This is a genomic window from Kribbella pittospori, from assembly GCF_004331465.1.
Lineage (GTDB): Bacteria > Actinomycetota > Actinomycetes > Propionibacteriales > Kribbellaceae > Kribbella > Kribbella pittospori.
In genome coordinates this window covers 418,895-437,662 of record NZ_SJKB01000009.1, presented here as the reverse complement: position 1 = coordinate 437,662, position 18,768 = coordinate 418,895, and the positions used below count along the sequence as shown (strand labels likewise).

Genomic DNA, 18,768 nt, shown 5'->3' with positions numbered 1-18,768 from the left:
CCGACCAAAACCCCGACCAAGCCACGAGGCGCCCGCCCCGGCAACCGGGACGGGCGCCTCACCCTGCCACTTGACAAGAACTCACTCCATATCAGCTGTTAAAGCAGGGGCTTCAAGGCTGTGAGGGCCTGATGTACGTCGGCCTGCGTGGAGTAGATGTGGAAGGACGCGCGGAGCTTGCCGTCGCGGACGGCGGCACGGATTCCGGCGGCCGCGAAGGCTTCCTCGGCTCCGGGGAGGTTGGTGCTGACGATCGCGCTGTTCGACGGCGGCAGACCGAGACCGGCGCGGAACTCGTTCGCCAGGTCCACGTTGTGGCGGTTGATCGTCTCGACGCCGATCTCCTCGACCAACTCGAGCGCCGGTGCGGCACCGACGAAGCAGAACCAGGCCGGCGACTGGTCGAACCTGCGCGCGCCGTCGGCGAGGTCCATCCGGGTCCCGTAGTACGAGCCGTGCACGTCCTGACCGGCGTACCATCCGGCGGCCGTCGGGCGGCATCGCTCCTGGAGTCGCGGCGAGAGGTAGCCGAGCGTCGCGCCGCGGGGCGACATCAGCCATTTGTAGGTGTGCGCAACGAGTACGTCGATGCCATCGACGGTCAGCGGCAGCCAACCGAGCGCCTGGCTCGCGTCGATCACCACGAGCGCACCGATCTCCTTGCTCGCGGCAATCACCGCGGGCAGGTCCAGGACGACACCGGTCGACGACTGGACCGCACTCACCGCGACCAGGTCGACACCCGGGCGGATCGCCGAGACCAACTGGTCTCCTGGTACGCCGACAACCTCGATGCCCCTGTCCTCGTGCACCTTCCACGGGAAGACGTTCGACGTGAACTCGACGTCGTCGGTGAGAACCTTGGCGCCGTCCGGCAGGGCGGCCGCGATCGGGATCAGCGCGGCCGAGACCGTACTGCCGACGAAGACATCCCGTACGTCGGCTCCGACCATCCGCGCGAACGACTCCCGCGAACGGGTCGTGGATTCATCCCATGGTTCCCAACTCGTGGCGCCGACCCGCCAGTCGGACAGCACGGCCTGCAGCGCCTCCCAAGCCGGCCGCGGCGGCAGTCCGTAGGAGGCCGTATTCAGCCAGCCCGGCTCCGGATCCCACAACCCCGCGAACTCGCCCACGTGCACTCCCTCACTCGTCGCCTGGGTCCACCTTAGGCAGCGCTTGACCTAGACAGCGCTCTAGCTCCTAGTGTCCTGCGTCGCAGGCATCGGTCAGAACACAGGAGGAGTTCATGCGTTATCGCACGCTGGGTGGGACCGGGATCGAGGTCAGTGTGCACTGCCTCGGAACGATGATGTTCGGTGCCGTCGGCAACCCCGACCACGAGGACAGTGTCCGGATCATCCACACCGCCCTGGACCAGGGCATCAACTTCGTCGACACCGCGGACATGTACTCCACCGGGGAGTCCGAGGAGATCGTCGGGAAAGCCCTGAAGGGACGCCGGGACGACGTCGTACTGGCGACCAAGGTGCACTTCCCGCTGCACGACGGGAGCCGCAACCAGAGCGGGAACTCGCGGCGGTGGATCACGCGTGCCGTCGAGGACAGCCTGCGCCGGCTCGACACCGACTGGATCGACCTGTACCAGGTCCATCGGCCGGATCACACCACGGACATCGAGGAAACACTGTGGGTGATGAGCGATCTCGTCTCCCAGGGGAAGATCCGCGCGTTCGGATGCTCCGCGTTCCCGGCCGAGGAGCTGGTGGAGGCGTACCACGTGTCGGAGCGGCGGGGGTACGGGCGTTTTCGCACCGACCAGCCGCCGTACTCGATGATCAGTCGCGGGATCGAGCGCTCGGTGCTGCCGACCTGCCGGCGGCTGGGCATGGGCGTGCTCACCTACAGCCCGCTCGCGTGGGGCTTCCTGTCGGGCAAGATCCGCAAGGACCAGCCGATCGATCTCACCTCGGGGCGCGCGGCCCTTGCACCGCACCGGTTCGACCCGTCACTGCCGGCCAACGCCGCGAAGTACGACGCTGTCGAACGGCTGATGGAAGTTGCCGAGGGCATCGGAGTGACGCTCCCCGAGCTGGCACTGTCGTTCGTCACCACCCACCCGGCGGTCACCTCGGTGATCAACGGCCCACGCACGATGGAACAACTTGAGGGCCTGCTGAAGGCCGCCGACCTGATCCTGGACGACGCCGTCCTCGACCAGATCGACGAGATCGTCCCACCCGGCACCGACCTCTACGAAGCCGACGCCGCCTGGCAGCCCAAGTCGCTCACGGACCTCAGCCAGCGTCGTCGGCCCGCCGCAGACCGCTGAGCTCAGCTGTTCGCGCGGATCTTCGTCACGAGGGCGTGCAGGGTCGCGCGCTCGGTGGTTGTTAGCGGCTGCAGGGTTGTCTTCTCTACGTCGCGGACCGTCCGCTGCGCCGCGGTCAGGGCGGTCCGGCCTCTGGCGGTGAGCGTGATCCGGTAGCGACGGCGGTCGGCCGGGTCACGCTCCCGCTGGACCATCCGCTTCTCGATCAGCGCATCCATCAAACGGACCATGTCGGCGGTGTCCATCCCGAGCGCGGTCGCGAGCGTGTTCTGCGCGGCTGGGCCGAGCTCGGCCAGCTCCGCCAGAGCGGCGTACTCCCACAGCGTGAGGCCGGGACGCTCGGCCAGCCGGTCGGCGATCGCGCGCCGGCTGGCCACCGCCACCTTGTGCAGCACGAAGGTGGTCGTCCCGCTGAGCGTCTCCATGACGCTATTGTAGGCCCTAACCAACTGTTGGTTGTTCCCAACTAATTGGAGATGCTCACCCATGGACGCGCTCTACCCACGGCTGCTGGTCCGCGACTTCCCCACGGCCGTCGACTTCTACCGACCCGCACTGGCCGAGCTGTACGGCGTTCAGCCGGTCAAGGTGATCCCCGAGGCGCAGTACGCCAACTGGGATCTGGATGGCCAAACCGGTCTGGTGCTGTTCGGCCGGGCGATGATCGCGAACACCATCGGCACCGACGGGCTGCCGGCCGAGACGGAGTCCCAGGATGCGTCGATGCTGGTGCTGAAGGTCGACGCCGTGGACCCGGCGGCCGAGGTCCTGGAGAAGCTCGGCGCCACCGTTCTGGCGCCACCCCAGGACCGGCCGCAGTGGGGTCCGAACCTCCGCACCGCGCACCTCCGCGCGCCCGACGGCACCCTGCTCGAGCTCCAGTCGTACTGACCCCGCACTTTTCAATCGATGGAAATCGGGAACCAGGATGGGGTAATCGGAAGAAAGAGTGAGGTCGATGGCAGCCCTGCCGCAGTCCATCCGCAACGCCGCGGAACCCTGGACAGCAAAAGAACTCAGCAAGCTCAAAGCACTCGCGGCAGAGAACCTGCCACCCTCGGTGATCGGTCTCCGGCTCGGCCGGCCGGAGGGAGCGATCCTCAGCAAGGCGCTCCAGACCGGTATCACGCTCACCCCGCTGAATCGTCCGCCGTACGGCACCTGAGCCCTGGCGTCCCTGCGGCGACGTACCGTGGTGATGCAGGGACGGATCCCAGGGAGGGTGCGATGAGTTTCGACAGGCCCGGTCTGCCACACCCAGGCCATGAACTGCCCGCGGAGGTCGACGAGACGTTGGCCGAGGAGGGCGTCGAGTTCACTGACCACGAGGCGGACATCCCGGATCACCCGGGCGGCACGTCGGCCGGGCCGCAGCCGAGCCCGCCCCGGCGCCCACCGCACCAAGTGCCGCCGTCGACCGACGACTGAGCGGTTCGAGCAGTCGCGTGCATTACCGTGTGTGCCCATGACCGGTGGTGGTTGGGGGTGATGCCGTGGCGGTGACGATGCGTGACGTGGCCCGGCATGCCGGGGTGTCACCGAAGACGGTCTCCAACGTGATGAACGGGTATCCGTACATCCGCGAGGAGACCCGCACCAAGGTGCTCGCCGCGATCGATGCGCTCGGCTACCAGATGAACATCTCGGCGCGGAACCTCAAGTCCGGCCGGACCGGCATCATCGGCCTGGCCGTGCCCGAGCTGAGCCTGCCGTACTTCGGCGAGCTCGCCGACGCGGTGATCGAGGCCGCCGAGCAGCACGGTCTGACCGTGATGATCGAGCAGACCGGCGCCGATCGCGACCGCGAGCTGACCGTGATCAACCGGCCGCGCGGCCACCTGGTCGACGGTCTGCTGTACAGCCCGCTCGGCCTCGGGCAGGAGGACATCGGGCAGCTGACCACGTCCGCACCGATGGTCCTGCTCGGCGAACGCATCTTCCACAGCCCGGTCGACCACGTGATGATCGACAACGTGGCCGGCACCAAGGCCGCGGTCGAACACCTACTGCAACTCGGCCGCCGCCGGATCGCCGTCCTCGGCGTCCACCCCGGCGAGAAGGTCGGCACCGCCGCGATCCGGTACGACGCGTATGCCGAGGCGCTGACCGAGCACGGCGTACCGGTGCCGGAGGAGCTCGCCTTCAATGCGGGCAAGTGGCACCGCTCGACCGGCGCCGAGGCGACCCAGGCCCTGCTCGCCTCCGGGCGGAAGTTCGACGCGGTCCTCGCCCTCAACGACACCCTCGCCCTCGGTGCGATCCGGACCCTCACCAAGCACGGCCTGCGCATCCCGGACGACGTCGCCGTGGCCGGCTTCGACAACATCGACGAGGCCCAATACAGCACGCCGACCCTCACCACCGTCGACCCCGGCCGCACCCAGATCGCGCGCACCGCAGTCGACCTCCTCGTCCGCCGGATGACCGGCGACGACTCCGAACACGAGGAGATCGTCGCGCCGTACGAACTCCACACCCGCGAATCCACCCTCGGCGTCAGCTGACGAAGCACCTAGTCATCGTCCGGCCAATGCCCAGCGAGCCTGCACGGTCTCGAGCGCTCTGGTGAAGTCTTTCAGGTTCCGGTCATCGGCCAACAGCTTCGAAGCCTTGAAGTTCCGGACCCAAAGCTCACGAATCGAGTCGCTGTCGAGTCGGTCGTCCATGACGAGTTGCAAGAGCTTGGACTGTTCGGCGAAGTACTGATTGGCATAGGTCTCACCCCGGACCAACCCCTCGGGGTCGTACTTCTTGAGGATCTCCCGGAGATCCTGCTCCAGCGCGAGCAGCCGCTCCCGGTACTGCTCCCGCTCATCCAGGTCTGTAGGTACGGCGGCGTCGACCTCGACCGTTTGCTCGCGAACACACTCGTCCCGCTTGAGAGCGTGGGCAATGAAGTCGTCGAGCACGCGCACTGCGGCATTGCGGGCGGCCTTCTCCGGTCCCCCGTGGGGATCGTCGGCGGTCGCCCGAACCTCCAGCACGGAACTTCCCCTGCGGGCATCGGAGGCCGACGACGAGAAGGCATGCTCGTCGATGACCGTTTCGATCGCTTGGCGATAGAGAGTCGCGCCTGTACGCCGATCCCCGGCATTCGCCTCCACATCCACATCGGCGAGCGCGGGCGGTAGGAGTAGCAGCAGCCAGCCCGGATTGTGAGCGTGCAGCAGTGCGACGATTCCGTGGCCGAGGGCCGAACCCGCAGTCCAGAAGGCTCGGCCGGCGGGAGTGAGATTGCCGTCCACGTCGTACGCCGGCTCACCGGCCAGCCGGCCGAACTCACTGAGCGGTCGGCCCAGCTCACCGGCGATCCGCTCGGGAATGGCGTAGCAGTCGATGTGGTGAAGCTTCGTGCAGGTACAGGGATCTGAGAAAGTCGGATACTTCCCCGCGCGCGCCGGAGCATCGCGAGTGTCGAGCGAAGAGTGAGGGTCACCAGGGCCGACGAAGACCGGGTTGTGCCCCGGTTCCCCGGCGGCTCCACGGTGACCGCGGTGCACTCGGCCGCCGACGATCAGCCCTGCACCCACACCCTCGTCGAAGACCGCCACCACGGCCCCGCCCTCGGGTCGCGTTCGCCGGTCGGGCCGGTACATCTCGCGAAGGGCGATCAGGTTGACGTCGTTGTCGAGGACGACGGTCAGGTGCTCCCGGAGTGCCTCGCCGATGTTCTTCGCCAGCGGACTGACGCGCTCCCACCCTGAGTGTGGAGCCTCCAGCACATCGCCGCGGTGGACATGGCCAGGCACCTCGACCCCGACGCCGAGCACTCGACCACCGGGCCGCCCGTCCCGCCATTTGCCGATCATCTGCCGGACGAAGCTGCCGACCTGCTCGGCGATACGCCCCCAGTCCTCGTGGTCACCCAGCGGGAGACTTCCGGCGTCGATCAGTCGCGCACTGAGGTCGCGCACAGTGCAGGTGACCCTGTGCATGCGGTTCTGGCTGATCGAGATGTGCACTCCGACAACAGCCCATAGGTCGCTTCCGATCATGTAGCGCTCGGGCGGCCGGCCGCCGTTCCGGCCGGCCTTGACGGCACTCTTCGATATGAGATCGGCCTTCTCCAGAGCGGACAGCGCTTTCGAGAGCGTGGCCGGCGAGTAGACCGAACCATCGCCCGGGCCGATCCGCTGCAGGAGGTCACTGCGCAGACAACCGAGAGGAGCCGCGATCGCCAGCTCCTGCAGGACCGCACCGAGCACCTGCGAGCGGAGCTTCGGCGGAAGTACCGCAGCAAGGTGATTCTCGAACCCCTGATGCTCGGGTGTCGCCTTTGCCATCGCCAACCTCTTCACTGACCACCGGTGATAGTCGCAGATCCTACTACCACTTAGTAAATGTGTCGAGTAAATCTATTTGTCAAACAAAGATTTGAGTTGATTCTTACTAGTGTTCTAACTACTTGACAGACTTAACCTGCGGACCGACCCTGGAGTATGACCACTTCGCCACTGGACTACCCGCCGCTGATGGCCGGCGGGATGAAGTTGACGAGGCACGCACGGGCCAGGATGGCCGAGCGGAAGATCGCGGGTGCCGAGCTGCTCGCGACCCTGACCGAGGCCGGCACCACCCGCGTCGTGGACGGCCGGGGCATCACCGTCTTCGGCGCCAACGGGGTGGCCGTGGTGCTGAACCGGGCGATGACCAAGATCCTGACCGTCCTGCCCCGAGGGGCCAGTCCGGCCCGCTGGCGCGGTCGCAACGAGGGCCTGCGCGGTTACCGCCGCGACCCGTCGAACCGGCGCGACCGCAGTGTGCGACGTTCAAGGTCCGGCCCCAGCCAGCGGTGGGGCATCCAGTGATCGTTGCCCGGAACCGGATCGAGGCCCAGGCGGGCCTCGTCCGGCGCGGGCCTCGTCACATCGCCACACAATCCGATCGGGAGGTGGGGGAAAGGTCATGATCCGCTACGAGGTCGTGCTCAGCCCGGCAGCGAAGCTGTTCGTGCTGGCCCTGGGGAGCCAGATCGAGCGGACAGCGCTGGCCGACTGTCTGCGGCAGGACTTGCAGCTGGATGGCCCGAACTCCCAGAGCGCCTACCACTTCCCCTTGTGGGACGGAGGCCGGATGTACTCCGCCGTTCCGCTCCACCTCGGTGGGATCGTCGCGGTGTACCGACCGTTGACGGACGGCGAGCTCGACCGGCTCCGGCACCAGCTGGACAGGAAGGTCGCCCGATCGGGCTGCTTCGTAGTGAGCCTGTTGTCACCGGAGACGGGGTTCCACCCACACTGACCGAGAGTCAGGTGCTTCAGCCCGCCGGGTTGGCCGCGTAGGCGAACAGCAGGACGCCGACCACCACGGCGGCTCCCGCGAAGGCGAACTGACGGCTCAAGGTTCTGAACCGGCCGCGCGTCTCGTGATAGTTCGCGAACTGCACGACCTTGTCGGCCGCTTCCCGTAGCTCGGCCGCGTTGCATGCCACCGACTCGTCGGCCCCGGTTTTCCTGGCCAGCTCATTGGCCTGGATCAATCGCTGGTAGAGCTGCTCCACAGTCTCTGCGACGTGCGCATACAGCTCGTGTTTGTAGACCTCGATTTCGAGCAGCAGGGGGCTTTGCGACGTGGCACCGCCGAGCCGCGCCTGGAAGTCGTCGACACTCAGCTGAGCGAGCGTGATCCACTCGTTGGTGAGGATCTGACTCGCCCGAGTGATCAGATAGGCCACCCCGGCCACGGCAATGAGGACCCCGCTGACTCCGACCCACAGTCGCCAGTCGTCGAGATTCAACGACCCCAGGCTGGTGAGCTGAAGACCCGCGACCAGGAGTCCGCCGACACCTGCCGCCGCGGTGAGCAGCCAGCGCACCGCCGAGCGCAACGTCTCGGTCGCGGCCGCGAAGCTCGCCGCCGGGGCGGTCGTGGTCTGCTCCGTAGCGGGCATCGGCCTCTCCTTCATCTACGGGTCGGCGACTGCTCCGTCGAGCGATCTTCGTCCAGCGTTTCGAGCTGCTCCCGGTTGAGCGATTGCAGCTCCGCGCGCTGCGCGTCATACATGATCCTGGACAGGTTCTGGGTCACCAGGAACTCGACGAACCTCTGCGAGACCGGAACGACGATGCCGACCTGCAGACCATCGTTGGTCAGCACGAGCAACTCGCCGGAGGCGCCGGCTTCGTCGATGCGGCGAGCCGACAGGTCTCGCACCCGGATCGTGCTCGACCGGGTGATCTGGTTGCCATCCGCAGATGCGGCACCGAACTGCGCGCCCAAGCGTCTCAGCATCGCCGCCGTCGGCCGGCCCAACTCCTCGGCCAGTTCGTCGTTCCCGGGCCGGTCCGGTACGACGGAGACATATTCGTCACCGCTGGGATCCCCAGGCCCTCGAACGGCCCGTCGCGCCGCGCCGGCAGGACCGGAGGACACCGCGATGTCCGCTTCAGCCAGCACCTCGTCGAGCGTGGCCAGCTTGCCGGAGTCGGCGACGTCGGCCTCGCCCTCGGCGATCTGCCGCGTGACATGGGACCAGTTCCGGTCGACCAGGTGCTCGACCCAGGCCTGACCGGCGGGAATCACCACGGCGATGAGAGCGCGGTCACGCGTCAGCCCGACGAGCTCGCCTTGACGTGCATGCTGCTCGAGCCTCGATCCACGCAGGTCCCGGATCTTGATGGTCTGCACTGCCCCTCCTTCACCCCACCGGCAACCCGACGAGCGTAACTCGAATGTCTACGCTTGTCTACGCCCGTCGACAAGCGTAGACACAGTGGATCGACATCACCGGAGGTCGATGACACAAAGCCACCATGGCTGAGCTGTTGACGACCTCCGAGCACCCGGGCATCATCTCTACACCGATGTAGTACACCGATGTAAAGTAGGCTCGCATGCTTGACGACCGCCCTCCTCGTCCACGGCGCAGAGCAGTACTAGGTGGCATGCTCGGCGCCCTCGCGCTCACCGGTTGCGGCAGCCTCGGGTCCCGGCCGCGGGTCCGGGAATGGAATCTTTTCGGCGGCGGTGACGGCGCCCGGCTGCTGCAGATCCATCAGCAGTACGTCGCCGAGCACCCTGACGTCGACTTCGAGGCGCACACGCTCGCCTGGGGTCCGCCGTTCTACACGAAGCTCGCGATGTCCGCGGCCGGCGGCCGCGCGCCCGAGGTCGCGACCCTGCATCTGTCCCGGCTGAAGGGATTCAGCCCGACCACGATGCTCGACCCGATCCCGGTCGACCTGCTCGAGGAGGCCGGCGTTCGCGAGTCCGACTTCCTGCCGGCGACCTGGAACCGCTGCATCGTCGACGGCAAGCTGTACGCCGTACCGCTCGATCAGCACCCGTTCGTCCTCTACTACAACACCGACGTCTGCAAGAAGGCCGGCCTGCTCGGCCCGGACGGCAAGATCAAGCCGGTCAAAGGCGTCACCGAGTTCCTCGACCTGCTCAAGGCGGTCAAGGAGACCACCGGCAAGTACGCCGCCTCGGTCGAGACCACGAACCCGTGGCGGATCTGGTGGACGCTCTACGGCCAACTGGAAGGCAAGTTCTTCAGCGACGACGGCACTCGGCTCGTCCTGGACGATGCCAAGGCACTGGAAGCCCTTGAACTGATGGCGAAACTCGCCACCGACGGCCTGACCCCGAAGTCGTCGAACTACGCCGCCCTGGTCGCCCAGTTCACCAACGGCGACGCGGGTCTGAGCTTCAACGGTGAGTGGGAGGTGACGACGTACCAGACCGCGAAGACGCCGTTCAGCATGGCGCCGTTCCCGGTCGTGTACGACGTCCCCAGTTTCGCCGGGGATTCGCACACGTTCGTGCTGCCGCACCAGGCCAACCGGAACAAGGACGACACCAAGGCGACGATCGAGTACATCGCCTGGATCCTCAAGCACAGTGCGGACTGGGCGGCCGGTGGGCACATCCCGGCGTACCAGCCGGTGGCCAAGAGCCAGAAGTACCTGGATCTGAAGCCACAGGCGGAGTACCGCAGTGTCGCGCCGGACGTGCTCTACGACCCGGACGGCTGGTTCAGCGGTTCGGGAGCGCAACTGGAGAACGAGGCCGGGGCCGCGTTCAGCGGAGTGTTCTCCGGCCAGGCGACCCCCAAGGCGGCGCTCGCGCAGTTCAAGGCCGCCACCCAGAAGTTGCTCGACACCCCGTCCCCGGTCTGACAGGAGGTCACGTTCATGGCCGTACAGACACAACCTCAGGTCACCACGAGTACGCCGCGCACCGCGGCGAAGCCGGCGACGGGACAGCCCTGGAAGGAACGCTGGGGCGGGCTGTTCTTCGTCGCGCCGTTCCTGCTGCTGTTCGCCGTCTTCATGATCTGGCCGATCATCTCCGGGCTGTGGAACAGCTTCTTCAACACCAGTCTCGCCGGGGTGAAGCAGGAGTTCCTCGGGTTGCAGAACTGGCGGGAGATGTTCGGCGATCCGGCCGTGTGGTCGTCGCTGAAGAACACCCTCGTCTTCACCGCGATGAGCACTCCGCCACTGGTCATCATCGCGCTGGTGATGGCGCTGCTGGCCAACCGCAAAGGCATGCTGGGCTGGCTGTTGCGGTTCTCGTACTTCGCTCCGTTCGTCCTCCCCGCGACAGTCGTGACCCTGATCTGGGTGTGGATCTACCAGCCCGGGTTCGGCCTGGTGAACGGGCTGCTGACGGCCGGCGGGTTCGCCGAGATCGACTGGCTGAACACCGAAAACCGGGCCATGCTCGCGGTGGTGATCACGACCGTCTGGTGGACAGTCGGATTCAACTTCCTGCTCTATCTCGCTGCCCTGCAAGGGATTCCGGCCCAGGTGTACGAGGCGGCTGCGATCGACGGTGCGAACGGCCGGCAGCAGCTGTTCCGGATCACGCTCCCGCTGCTGAGCCGGACCACCGGGCTGATCGTCGTGCTGCAACTGGTGGCGTCGCTGAAGATCTTCGACCAGATCTACCTGATGACCAATGGCGGGCCGAACTTCGCGACCCGGCCGATCATCCAGTACATCTACCAGAACGGCTTCACCAACTACCGGATCGGCTACGCATCGGCGATCTCGTACATGTTCTTCGCGGTCATCGTGGTGGTCGCGGTACTGCAGTTCAGACTGTTCTCCGGCCGGAAGGAGGCCGGCCAATGAGGACGACCTGGACCTTCCCGAAGGTGGCGACCATCGTCGGCGCAATACTGCTGGCCGTGCTCTGGCTGGTTCCGTTGCTCTGGGCCCTCGACACCTCACTCAAGCCGGAGCCGGAGACGACCCGGTCACCGATCACGTGGTTGCCAGCGGCACCGACCATGGCGGCGTACAGCAGTGTGCTCGACCAGGGCGACCTGATCCGCTGGTTCTTCAACAGCACCGTCGTCTCGGTGCTGGTGACCGGTCTGACGCTGGTTGTCTCGGTGCTGGCGGCGTTCGGGTTCTCCCGGACCAGGTTCCCCGGCCGGCGGGTGCTGTTCGGCCTGATCATCGCCGGCATCCTGGTCCCGCCGCAGGTGCTGATCGTGCCGCTGTTCCAGGAGATGACCGGGCTCGGCCTGGTCGACACCTACTGGGGCATCGTGCTGCCGCAGGTGGTCGCACCGGTGATGGTGTTCGTACTGAAGAAGTTCTTCGACGGCATCTCCCGCGACTACGAGGACGCCGCCCGGGTCGACGGCGCGACCCGGTGGCGGATCGTCTGGAGCGTGATGGTGCCGATGTCGCGGCCGATCCTCGTTGCCGTCGGCATCTTCACGTTCATCGGGGCCTGGAACAACTTCCTCTGGCCCTTCATCGTGACCACCGACCCGTCGATGATGACGATCCCGGTCGGACTCGCCAACGTGCAGGGCTCGTACGGCCTGCGCTACGCCCAGATCATGGCGTCCGCCGTGCTGGGCGGCCTTCCCTTGCTGATCGTCTACGCACTGTTCCAGCGCCACGTGGTGCGTGGGGTGGGCGACGCCGGCATCAAGGGATGACCTCACCTCTGACGACAGGAGCCACCTGGTGACCTCTGCCCGCATCATCATCGACCCCGCGTTCACGGTTGCCCCGGTCAACCGGCGGACCTTCGGCACGTTCGTCGAGCACATGGGCCGCTGCGTCTACACCGGTATCTACGAGCCGGGGCACGCGACCGCCGACGAGGACGGCTTCCGCAAGGACGTCCTCGAGCTGACCCGGGAGCTCGGCGTGTCCGTGGTCCGCTACCCCGGCGGTAACTTCGTCTCCGGTTACCGCTGGGAGGACGGCGTCGGTCCGCGCGAGGGCCGGCCGCGGCGGCTCGACCTGGCGTGGCACAGCGTCGAGACGAACGAGTTCGGCCTGGACGAGTTCATCACCTGGTGCGCCAAGGCCGGGGTCGAGCCGATGATGGCTCTGAACCTCGGCACCCGCGGCGTGCAGGAGGCGCTCGACCTGCAGGAGTACTCGAACCACCGCGGCGGTACGGCGCTGTCCGACCTCCGCGAGCAGCACGGCGCATCGCCGTACGGGATCAAGTTGTGGTGCCTCGGCAACGAGTTGGACGGGCCGTGGCAGATCGGGCACAAGACTCCGGCGGAGTACGGGCGGCTCGCGGCCGAGACGGCACGGACGATGCGGATGATCGAGCCCGATCTGGAGCTGGTCGCGTGTGGTTCGTCGTCGTCGAGGATGCCGACGTTCGGGACCTGGGAGCGCGAGGTGCTCCGGGAGACGTACCAGTTCGTGGACTACATCTCGTGCCACGCGTACTACGGCAACGACGACGGCGACACCGCGTCGTTCCTAGCGTCGGCGGTGAACATGGACCACTTCATCGAGGCCGTGGTCGCGACCGCCGATCACGTCGGCGCGGAACTCAAGAGCAGCAAGAAGATCGGCATCTCCTTCGACGAGTGGAACGTCTGGTACGGCCAACGCTCGCGGCGGACCGACGGACCACACGATCAGTGGGAGGTCGCACCACGACGGATCGAGGACGAGTACAACGTCACCGATGCCGTTGTTGTCGGCAACCTTCTGATCTCACTGCTGCGGCACAGCGACCGGGTCGCCGTCGCCTGCCTGGCGCAGTTGGCGAACGTGATCGCGCCGATCATGACGGAGCCGAACGGCCCGGCTTGGCGGCAGCCCACGTTCCATCCGTTCGCGATCACCTCACGACTCGCGGCCGGGCAGGTGCTGCGGCTGGAGACCGACTCCCCGACCGTCAGCACCGCGAAATACGGCGACGTCCCGGCAGTCGACGCGGTCGCGACGTACTCCGAGGGTGAACTGGCGGTCTTCCTGGTCAACCGCTCGTCCGAGGACACGATCGACGTCACCGTCGACATCAGCCGCGCCGGCGTCACCACCATCCAGGAAGCCGTGATGGTGCACGACGCCGATCCACTGGCCACCAACTCCGCCGAGCACCCCGACCGCATCACGCCCAAGCCAGCCGACTCCCGCCTCCAAGACGGCCAGCTGACGGTCACCCTCCCGGCCGTCAGCTGGGTCGCACTGAGGCTGTCGACCGACTGAGTTCCCGGTGTCAGACTGGGTGACCGTGGCCACCCAGTCTGACCTTGCGGACACCTCGCGGATCGAGGCCTTCAGCGACGGCGTCTTCGCGATCGCGATCACCCTGCTCGTGCTCGAGTTGCATATTCCCGAGCTCGAACCGGACCAGCGGCTCTGGCCGGCGTTGGTGCAGGAGTGGCCGCAGTTCGCGGCGTACCTGACCAGCTTCGCGGTCCTCGGCATCATGTGGGTCAACCACCACTCGATGTTCCGGCAGATCCGGCGGGCGGATCGCGGGCTGATGTTCCTCAACCTGCTGCTGTTGCTGTGGACCGCACTACTGCCGTTCCCGACGAACCTGTTCGCGGAGTACCTGCGCGACGACACGATCGATGCCCATGTCGCGGCCGCGGTCTACAGCACCAATCTGACGCTCGCGGCGATCGCGTTCAGCCTGATCTGGTGGCACGTACTGCGGTCTCACCTGGTCGACCACAACCTCACGCCGTCCGAGCAGCGCGCGTCGGTCCTGCGCTACTCGATCGGCACGTTGTTCTACGCGGCCTGTATCGGGCTGTCGTTCATCTCGGCCCCGGTCACGTTGCTCGTCCAGTTCGTCCTTGCCCTGTACTACGGCTTCGAGCAACTGCGGACCCGGTCGTCAGCCGTGGCCTGACCCGTCGTCGCTACCGGACTTGCCCTTCCCGGAGTTGCCGGAGTCGCCGCCCTTGTCGTCACCCGGCTCGGTGGTGTTCGAGCCCCTGGTTGTCGTGGTCCGGCTGCCGCCCTTGTCGTCGCCGCGCTCGGTCGTCCTGGTGGCCGACGGCGTACGGGTGCGGTCGCCGCCGTGGTCGTCCGGACTCGGTGTCCGTGTGGGCGTGACCGTGGCGCTCTGCGGGTTGACGGTGACCGGAGGGGGCAGCCAGAGCTGGGCGGGTGACTCGTTGGGGGTGCCGGGGTCAAAGGCTGTCCAGACGGCGGTGCCACCTGCGACCAGGCCGGCGGCCGCGGCCAGGCCGAGCAGTCCGGTGCCGGCCCAGGCCAGGTAGCGGGCCGGGCGGCGAGTGGACGCCGGCTCGGCGGATCGCGACTGCAGGACGACCGGCCGGCGTCTCGGGTCTTCTGGCTCCATACTCCGATGGTGTCCGGTCGACCCGGTCCGGCACCATCGGACCTTGGTACTAGTACCCCTGGTCCGGCTGTCCCTGCGTGTGCCACTGGGCGTGCCGCTGCGCCCACAGTGCGGCCTGCGTGCGGTCGGTGACGCCGAGCCGCTGGTACACGTTGGTCAGGTGGGCCTTGACCGTGCGCTCGCTGATCCCGAGCCGGCGCGCGATCGTCTTGTTCGGAAGGCCGTCGCCGACCATCCGCAGTACCTCCTGCTCCCGGCCGGTCAGCTTGACCTCCGGTCCGGGGTTGCGCCGGTGCGTGAGCAGCACCCGTGCCGCCTTCGGGTCGAGCGGCGATCCCCCCGCCATCACCTCGCGGATGCCGGCCAGGATCACCTCGGGCTCGCTGTGCTTGAGCAGATACCCCTCCGCGCCCGCCTGCAGTGCGTCCAGGATCCGCGTCTGGTCGCTGAACGACGTCAGCACCACGATCCGTACCGACGAGTCCGCGGCCACGATCCGTCCGGTCGCCGCAACCCCGTCCGTGCCCGGCATCGACAGATCCATCAGTACGACGTCCGGCCGCAGCTCGGCCGCCATCGTGACCGCCTGCTCCCCGTCGTCCGCGGCCCCGACCAGCTCGAGGTCGTCCGCCGTGCCGATCAGCTGGGACAGGCCGGTCCGGACGATCGCGTGATCGTCGGCGATCAGCACCCGGATCATCAGACCGGTACCTCGACTTCCACTCGTGTCCCCTGGCCTGGCGCGGCCCGCACCGTCAGCATGCCACCTGACTCCGCCAGCAGGTCGCCGATCGACCGTAGTCCGAGGTGTCCGCTGCTGCTGCGCTCGTCCAGCCGCGACTCGTCGAACCCGCGCCCGTCATCGTCCACGACGAGTCGTGCGACGCCGTCACTCCGGTCCGCACTGATCAGCACGCCGCGCGCTCCGCTGTGCGCAGCCACGTTGCGGATGATCTCCTGAGCGGCCCGGAACAGCAGCGCGGCAGCTGCCGGCGGCAACTGTTCCGCACCATCGGTCTCCAGCCGTACGTCGATCCCCACGCGCTCCAGACCGGCAGCCAGCTCGGCCAGAGCGGAAGCGAGTCCTTCCTCAGCCAGGTTGGGCGGATAGATGTCGACCAACAGCGACCGCAGCGAGCCGATGCTGCCACGCAAGCGCGAGGCGCTGTCTGCGATCAGTTCAGCACGCTGACCCTCGGTCGGATTGCCCAACCGCATGGCGTCGAGCGCGTAGTTGAGTCCGGTGAGTTCCTGCACCACTCCGTCGTGCAGCTCGCCTGCGATCCGGCGCCGCTCGGCGTCTGATGCCTCGACAGCGTGCTGCAAGAGCCGCGCCCGATCGCGCTGCTGCTTCTGGACCCGGCGAGCCAGCGACCAGGCGAACGGGATCTGGACCAGCTCGAGGAGGAGTAGTGCGCCCAGCGACGGTGGCGCGAAGCGTTGCCAGGCTGCCTGTCCGGCCTCGGTGACGGCTTGGTACTGGAAGTACGCCTCGAACAGCATTGGTTCGCCGTTGGCCGCCCGGACGCCGACGTACACCTCGAGGAGCTTCTCGTACGGGATCTCGAACCGGTTCTCGGGCCGGCTCAGGTCGCTCACCTCGGAGGCGCTGCCCTGCACCCGGAGTGCCTCGATCTCCTCCGCGCCGAGGGGGAAGGTCTGCCCGATCAGCCGCGACTCGTCGGAATAGACGATCTTCCCGCTTTCGTTCCAGAGCTTCACCCGGACCAGCGAGCCTTGCAGCACGTACCTGCGCATCGCGGTGTCGAACGCCTGCAGGGCGGCCGGCTCCCCGGCGACGACCTCCGCGGTCAGGCGTGGCTCGACCACGCCGCGCGCGGTCACGTACGTCACCTGCCGGGCGGACTCGGAGGCCTGCTCGATACCGGCCTGACGAGCGATGTATGCGATCAGCGCGGCCAGCGACAGCAGCACGATCAGGCCGGCGGCCGTGAAGCGCACCAGCAGACCGGCGGTCGAGACCGGCTCACGCTCACTCCGCGGGCGGCCATGCCGAACGCGCTCCCCGCCCCACCAGCCCGGTCGTTTCACCATGCCTGGGATCGTAGGGCGGGACCACGGTCCACGGGCAGCCCGACAAGAGTCGTAGTACCAAGGTGCACTACCGATGCCGACCTCGGGCCGACGACTGTGGTTGGCATGAAGCTCCCGCTGTCACTCACCGTCGCAGGCCCCGCGGCCAGAGCGCAGTTCCCTGCACTCGCCGCCGCGGCCGGACTGGTCGTGCTGCGGGTCGGTCTGGTGCTGTTGCGTCCGTGGCCGCTGGCTCTGGCCGTCGACCACGCGTTCGACGACGGCTCTGCCAGCGGACCGGATCCGCTCCTGGTGCTGGGCCTCGCGGCTGCGGCCGGAGTGCTGCTGAGCGGCGCGATCGGGCTGCTCGACATGGGGAGCCTGCGCGCCGCGGAGGGTGCGGCCGAGCGGATCGGCGCCGCACTGCGGGCCACGATGTTTCAGCGGACCATGACCAGGTCGCTGCGCTGGCACGACCGGATGCGCAGCGGGGAGCTGGTCTCGCGGCTCACCACAGATGTCGGACGAGTGCTCGACGGCGTCGTCGCACTGGCCACCTCGTTCTTGCCGGACGCGGTGATGCTGGTCGGGGTCCTGGCTCTGCTGTTCGCGTTCGACCCCGAGCTCGCGCTGATCGGGCTGGCCGTCGTCCCGGTGCTGGCGGCGTTCGCCGTACGGCAGCGGCGGCTGATCAAGTCGGCTCAGCAGGACGCACGTGCCGAATCCGGACGGCTCGCAGGTACGACGACCGACCTGCTGCGCAACGTGCGAGCGGTGCAGGCATTCGGCCGGACGGACCGTGCTTCTGCGGTCTTCGGGACCCGCAACCGCGCCGTACTGGATGTGGAACTGCGGGCGATCGACGTGGACGCGCGCTGGACCCCGGTGGCCGACATCGTGCTCGCGGTCGGGTCGGCGCTGGTCCTGGTCGTCGGCGGACGGCACGTGCTGAGCGGTGCACTGACCACTGGGCAGTTGCTGGTCGTGCTGGCCTACCTGCGGGACCTGTACTCGCCCGTCCGCGGTCTGACTCGGCTGTCCGCCGTACTGGCCAAGGCTGGAGCGAGTGCGACCCGGGTGCGCGACGTACTGGACAACGACGAGGCTGTGGTCGATCGACCGAACGCACGGCCGGCGCCCCGGCTCATACACGAGGTGCACTTCGAGCGGGTCGGGTTCAGCTACGAGGCAGCACATCCAGTGCTGGAGGACTTCGACCTGCGGATCGCAGCCGGCGAGACCGTCTGCCTGCTCGGCCCCAGCGGCATCGGCAAGAGCACCGCCCTGCACCTGCTGCTCCGCCTGTACGACGTGGACGCGGGCAGGATCCTGATCGACGGGGTGGACGTGCGGGACTGCGACCAGCGGTCGCTGCGGGAGCGGTTCGCGTTCGTGCCGCAGGACCCGTGGCTGCTGGACGCGACGGTCGCCGAGAACATTGCCTTTGGCAACCAGGACGCGACGCGGGCCGGAGTGGTCGCGGCCGGCCGGGCGGCGCTGGTGGACGAGTTCGCCGGCCGGCTGCCGCAGGGGTACGACACCCCGCTCGGCGAAGGCGGCGTACGCCTCTCCGGTGGTCAGCGCCGCCGGGTCGCGATCGCCCGGGCCGCCGTGTCGACCGCACCGATGGTCCTGCTCGACGAACCGACCGCATCGCTCGACCCCGAGTCCGCGGCCGGCGTGATCGAGGCGATCCGCAGTACGACGACGAACCGCACCGTGCTGCTCGTCACCCACGACCGCGCGCTGGCGTCCATCGCCGATCGGGTCGTCACCCTGTCTTCCTCCCGGCCGCCGGCCAGGGGGCAGCTCCAGAACGCTGGAAGGAGGTGAACACCATGCTCCGGATCAAGCCGACCATGCACCACGGCCACGGTCGCGGACGGTCCCGTAGCCGT

Annotated in this window: 21 protein-coding genes; 13 read left to right on the top strand and 8 right to left on the bottom strand. The window is 67.6% G+C overall.

Annotated elements, in window-relative coordinates; translation table 11 throughout:
* Window positions 1–98: 98 nt before the first annotated feature.
* A complete protein-coding gene (locus E0H73_RS28790) occupies window positions 99–1,136 on the bottom strand; it encodes an aminotransferase class V-fold PLP-dependent enzyme (RefSeq protein ID WP_202867597.1) in 1,038 nt (345 codons plus the stop codon).
* A gap of 113 nt (window positions 1,137–1,249) precedes the next feature.
* On the opposite strand from E0H73_RS28790, the gene E0H73_RS28785 reads away from it, so the two are divergent.
* Window positions 1,250–2,293 carry an aldo/keto reductase gene (locus E0H73_RS28785; protein ID WP_131361701.1) on the top strand — a complete coding sequence of 348 codons (1,044 nt, stop codon included), beginning with the start codon at window positions 1,250–1,252 and terminating at the stop codon, window positions 2,291–2,293.
* 2 nt (window positions 2,294–2,295) lie between these two features.
* On the opposite strand, the gene E0H73_RS28780 is transcribed toward E0H73_RS28785, so the two are convergent.
* Entirely contained in the window at window positions 2,296–2,718 is a 423-nt protein-coding gene (locus E0H73_RS28780; RefSeq protein ID WP_165555857.1) for a MarR family winged helix-turn-helix transcriptional regulator, read from the bottom strand.
* A gap of 61 nt (window positions 2,719–2,779) precedes the next feature.
* On the opposite strand from E0H73_RS28780, the gene E0H73_RS28775 reads away from it, so the two are divergent.
* The 4 genes from E0H73_RS28775 to E0H73_RS28760 all read left to right on the top strand — a co-directional run bounded on the left by E0H73_RS28775 (window position 2,780) and on the right by E0H73_RS28760 (window position 4,797).
* On the top strand, window positions 2,780–3,184 hold the full coding sequence (locus tag E0H73_RS28775; RefSeq protein WP_131361699.1) for a VOC family protein: 405 nt from the start codon (window positions 2,780–2,782) through the stop codon (window positions 3,182–3,184).
* 67 nt (window positions 3,185–3,251) lie between these two features.
* Window positions 3,252–3,458, top strand: a complete 207-nt coding sequence (locus E0H73_RS28770) for a hypothetical protein (protein ID WP_131361698.1) — start codon at window positions 3,252–3,254, stop codon at window positions 3,456–3,458.
* Between the two features lie 62 nt (window positions 3,459–3,520).
* Window positions 3,521–3,721: a hypothetical protein gene (locus E0H73_RS28765; protein WP_131361697.1), complete on the top strand. Its 201-nt coding sequence runs from the start codon at window positions 3,521–3,523 to the stop codon at window positions 3,719–3,721.
* Between the two features lie 65 nt (window positions 3,722–3,786).
* Window positions 3,787–4,797, top strand: a complete 1,011-nt coding sequence (locus E0H73_RS28760; RefSeq protein ID WP_202867596.1) for a LacI family DNA-binding transcriptional regulator — start codon at window positions 3,787–3,789, stop codon at window positions 4,795–4,797.
* Between the two features lie 12 nt (window positions 4,798–4,809).
* On the opposite strand, the gene E0H73_RS28755 is transcribed toward E0H73_RS28760, so the two are convergent.
* On the bottom strand, window positions 4,810–6,576 hold the full coding sequence (locus E0H73_RS28755) for an ROK family protein (RefSeq protein ID WP_131361696.1): 1,767 nt from the start codon (window positions 6,574–6,576) through the stop codon (window positions 4,810–4,812).
* A 156-nt stretch (window positions 6,577–6,732) separates the two neighbouring features.
* Between E0H73_RS28755 and E0H73_RS28750 the strand changes: the two genes are divergently transcribed.
* Window positions 6,733–7,101: a DUF4258 domain-containing protein gene (locus E0H73_RS28750; RefSeq protein ID WP_131361695.1), complete on the top strand. Its 369-nt coding sequence runs from the start codon at window positions 6,733–6,735 to the stop codon at window positions 7,099–7,101.
* A gap of 97 nt (window positions 7,102–7,198) precedes the next feature.
* The gene (locus E0H73_RS28745; RefSeq protein ID WP_131361694.1) at window positions 7,199–7,534 is read left to right on the top strand and encodes a hypothetical protein; all 336 of its coding nucleotides are present in this window, start codon (window positions 7,199–7,201) and stop codon (window positions 7,532–7,534) included.
* 16 nt (window positions 7,535–7,550) lie between these two features.
* On the opposite strand, the gene E0H73_RS28740 is transcribed toward E0H73_RS28745, so the two are convergent.
* Entirely contained in the window at window positions 7,551–8,183 is a 633-nt protein-coding gene (locus E0H73_RS28740; protein WP_131361693.1) for a hypothetical protein, read from the bottom strand.
* Between the two features lie 11 nt (window positions 8,184–8,194).
* A complete protein-coding gene (locus tag E0H73_RS28735; protein WP_131361692.1) occupies window positions 8,195–8,920 on the bottom strand; it encodes a hypothetical protein in 726 nt (241 codons plus the stop codon).
* Between the two features lie 206 nt (window positions 8,921–9,126).
* Here E0H73_RS28735 and E0H73_RS28730 point away from each other — a divergent pair, with 206 nt between their 5' ends.
* The 5 genes from E0H73_RS28730 to E0H73_RS28710 are packed head-to-tail and all read left to right on the top strand — an operon-like array spanning window position 9,127 to window position 14,380.
* Window positions 9,127–10,413, top strand: a complete 1,287-nt coding sequence (locus E0H73_RS28730; RefSeq protein WP_131361691.1) for an extracellular solute-binding protein — start codon at window positions 9,127–9,129, stop codon at window positions 10,411–10,413.
* Between the two features lie 15 nt (window positions 10,414–10,428).
* A complete protein-coding gene (locus E0H73_RS28725; protein ID WP_131361690.1) occupies window positions 10,429–11,373 on the top strand; it encodes a carbohydrate ABC transporter permease in 945 nt (314 codons plus the stop codon).
* Complete coding sequence (locus tag E0H73_RS28720; protein ID WP_131361689.1) at window positions 11,370–12,197, top strand: carbohydrate ABC transporter permease; 828 nt, start codon at window positions 11,370–11,372, stop codon at window positions 12,195–12,197. The genes E0H73_RS28725 and E0H73_RS28720 overlap by 4 nt, the downstream gene beginning before the upstream one ends.
* Before the next feature lie 28 nt (window positions 12,198–12,225).
* Window positions 12,226–13,725 carry an arabinosylfuranosidase ArfA gene (arfA, locus tag E0H73_RS28715; protein ID WP_131361688.1) on the top strand — a complete coding sequence of 500 codons (1,500 nt, stop codon included), beginning with the start codon at window positions 12,226–12,228 and terminating at the stop codon, window positions 13,723–13,725.
* Window positions 13,726–13,750: 25 nt separating this feature from the next.
* The gene (locus E0H73_RS28710) at window positions 13,751–14,380 is read left to right on the top strand and encodes a TMEM175 family protein (RefSeq protein WP_165555856.1); all 630 of its coding nucleotides are present in this window, start codon (window positions 13,751–13,753) and stop codon (window positions 14,378–14,380) included.
* On the opposite strand, the gene E0H73_RS28705 is transcribed toward E0H73_RS28710, so the two are convergent.
* Genes E0H73_RS28705 through E0H73_RS28695 form a run of 3 tightly spaced genes read right to left on the bottom strand, consistent with a single transcriptional unit; the run spans window position 14,366 to window position 16,891 of the window.
* Window positions 14,366–14,836: a hypothetical protein gene (locus tag E0H73_RS28705; protein ID WP_131361686.1), complete on the bottom strand. Its 471-nt coding sequence runs from the start codon at window positions 14,834–14,836 to the stop codon at window positions 14,366–14,368. The two genes, E0H73_RS28710 and E0H73_RS28705, sit on opposite strands and share 15 nt — an antisense overlap.
* Window positions 14,837–14,885: 49 nt before the next feature.
* On the bottom strand, window positions 14,886–15,536 hold the full coding sequence (locus E0H73_RS28700) for a response regulator (protein ID WP_131361685.1): 651 nt from the start codon (window positions 15,534–15,536) through the stop codon (window positions 14,886–14,888).
* Window positions 15,536–16,891: a sensor histidine kinase gene (locus E0H73_RS28695; protein WP_131361684.1), complete on the bottom strand. Its 1,356-nt coding sequence runs from the start codon at window positions 16,889–16,891 to the stop codon at window positions 15,536–15,538. Before E0H73_RS28695 ends, E0H73_RS28700 begins: the two co-directional genes overlap by 1 nt.
* Window positions 16,892–16,996: 105 nt before the next feature.
* Here E0H73_RS28695 and E0H73_RS28690 point away from each other — a divergent pair, with 105 nt between their 5' ends.
* Window positions 16,997–18,703, top strand: coding sequence for an ABC transporter ATP-binding protein (locus E0H73_RS28690; RefSeq protein ID WP_165555855.1), 1,707 nt, complete (start codon window positions 16,997–16,999; stop codon window positions 18,701–18,703).
* The last annotated feature ends 65 nt before the right edge of the window (window positions 18,704–18,768 follow it).

What these genes read in the sequence shown, in the direction of transcription:
- E0H73_RS28785 (WP_131361701.1), top strand. Translation starts at nt 1,250, where the DNA reads ATGCGTTATCGCACGCTGGGTGGGACCGGGATCGAGGTCAGTGTGCAC.
- E0H73_RS28780 (WP_165555857.1), bottom strand. Translation starts at nt 2,718, where the DNA reads ATGGAGACGCTCAGCGGGACGACCACCTTCGTGCTGCACAAGGTGGCG.
- E0H73_RS28775 (WP_131361699.1), top strand. Translation starts at nt 2,780, where the DNA reads ATGGACGCGCTCTACCCACGGCTGCTGGTCCGCGACTTCCCCACGGCC.
- E0H73_RS28770 (WP_131361698.1), top strand. Translation starts at nt 3,252, where the DNA reads ATGGCAGCCCTGCCGCAGTCCATCCGCAACGCCGCGGAACCCTGGACA.
- E0H73_RS28765 (WP_131361697.1), top strand. Translation starts at nt 3,521, where the DNA reads ATGAGTTTCGACAGGCCCGGTCTGCCACACCCAGGCCATGAACTGCCC.
- E0H73_RS28755 (WP_131361696.1), bottom strand. Translation starts at nt 6,576, where the DNA reads ATGGCAAAGGCGACACCCGAGCATCAGGGGTTCGAGAATCACCTTGCT.
- E0H73_RS28750 (WP_131361695.1), top strand. Translation starts at nt 6,733, where the DNA reads ATGACCACTTCGCCACTGGACTACCCGCCGCTGATGGCCGGCGGGATG.
- E0H73_RS28745 (WP_131361694.1), top strand. Translation starts at nt 7,199, where the DNA reads ATGATCCGCTACGAGGTCGTGCTCAGCCCGGCAGCGAAGCTGTTCGTG.
- E0H73_RS28740 (WP_131361693.1), bottom strand. Translation starts at nt 8,183, where the DNA reads ATGCCCGCTACGGAGCAGACCACGACCGCCCCGGCGGCGAGCTTCGCG.
- E0H73_RS28730 (WP_131361691.1), top strand. Translation starts at nt 9,127, where the DNA reads ATGCTTGACGACCGCCCTCCTCGTCCACGGCGCAGAGCAGTACTAGGT.
- E0H73_RS28725 (WP_131361690.1), top strand. Translation starts at nt 10,429, where the DNA reads ATGGCCGTACAGACACAACCTCAGGTCACCACGAGTACGCCGCGCACC.
- E0H73_RS28720 (WP_131361689.1), top strand. Translation starts at nt 11,370, where the DNA reads ATGAGGACGACCTGGACCTTCCCGAAGGTGGCGACCATCGTCGGCGCA.
- E0H73_RS28705 (WP_131361686.1), bottom strand. Translation starts at nt 14,836, where the DNA reads ATGGAGCCAGAAGACCCGAGACGCCGGCCGGTCGTCCTGCAGTCGCGA.
- E0H73_RS28700 (WP_131361685.1), bottom strand. Translation starts at nt 15,536, where the DNA reads ATGATCCGGGTGCTGATCGCCGACGATCACGCGATCGTCCGGACCGGC.
- E0H73_RS28695 (WP_131361684.1), bottom strand. Translation starts at nt 16,891, where the DNA reads ATGGTGAAACGACCGGGCTGGTGGGGCGGGGAGCGCGTTCGGCATGGC.
- E0H73_RS28690 (WP_165555855.1), top strand. Translation starts at nt 16,997, where the DNA reads ATGAAGCTCCCGCTGTCACTCACCGTCGCAGGCCCCGCGGCCAGAGCG.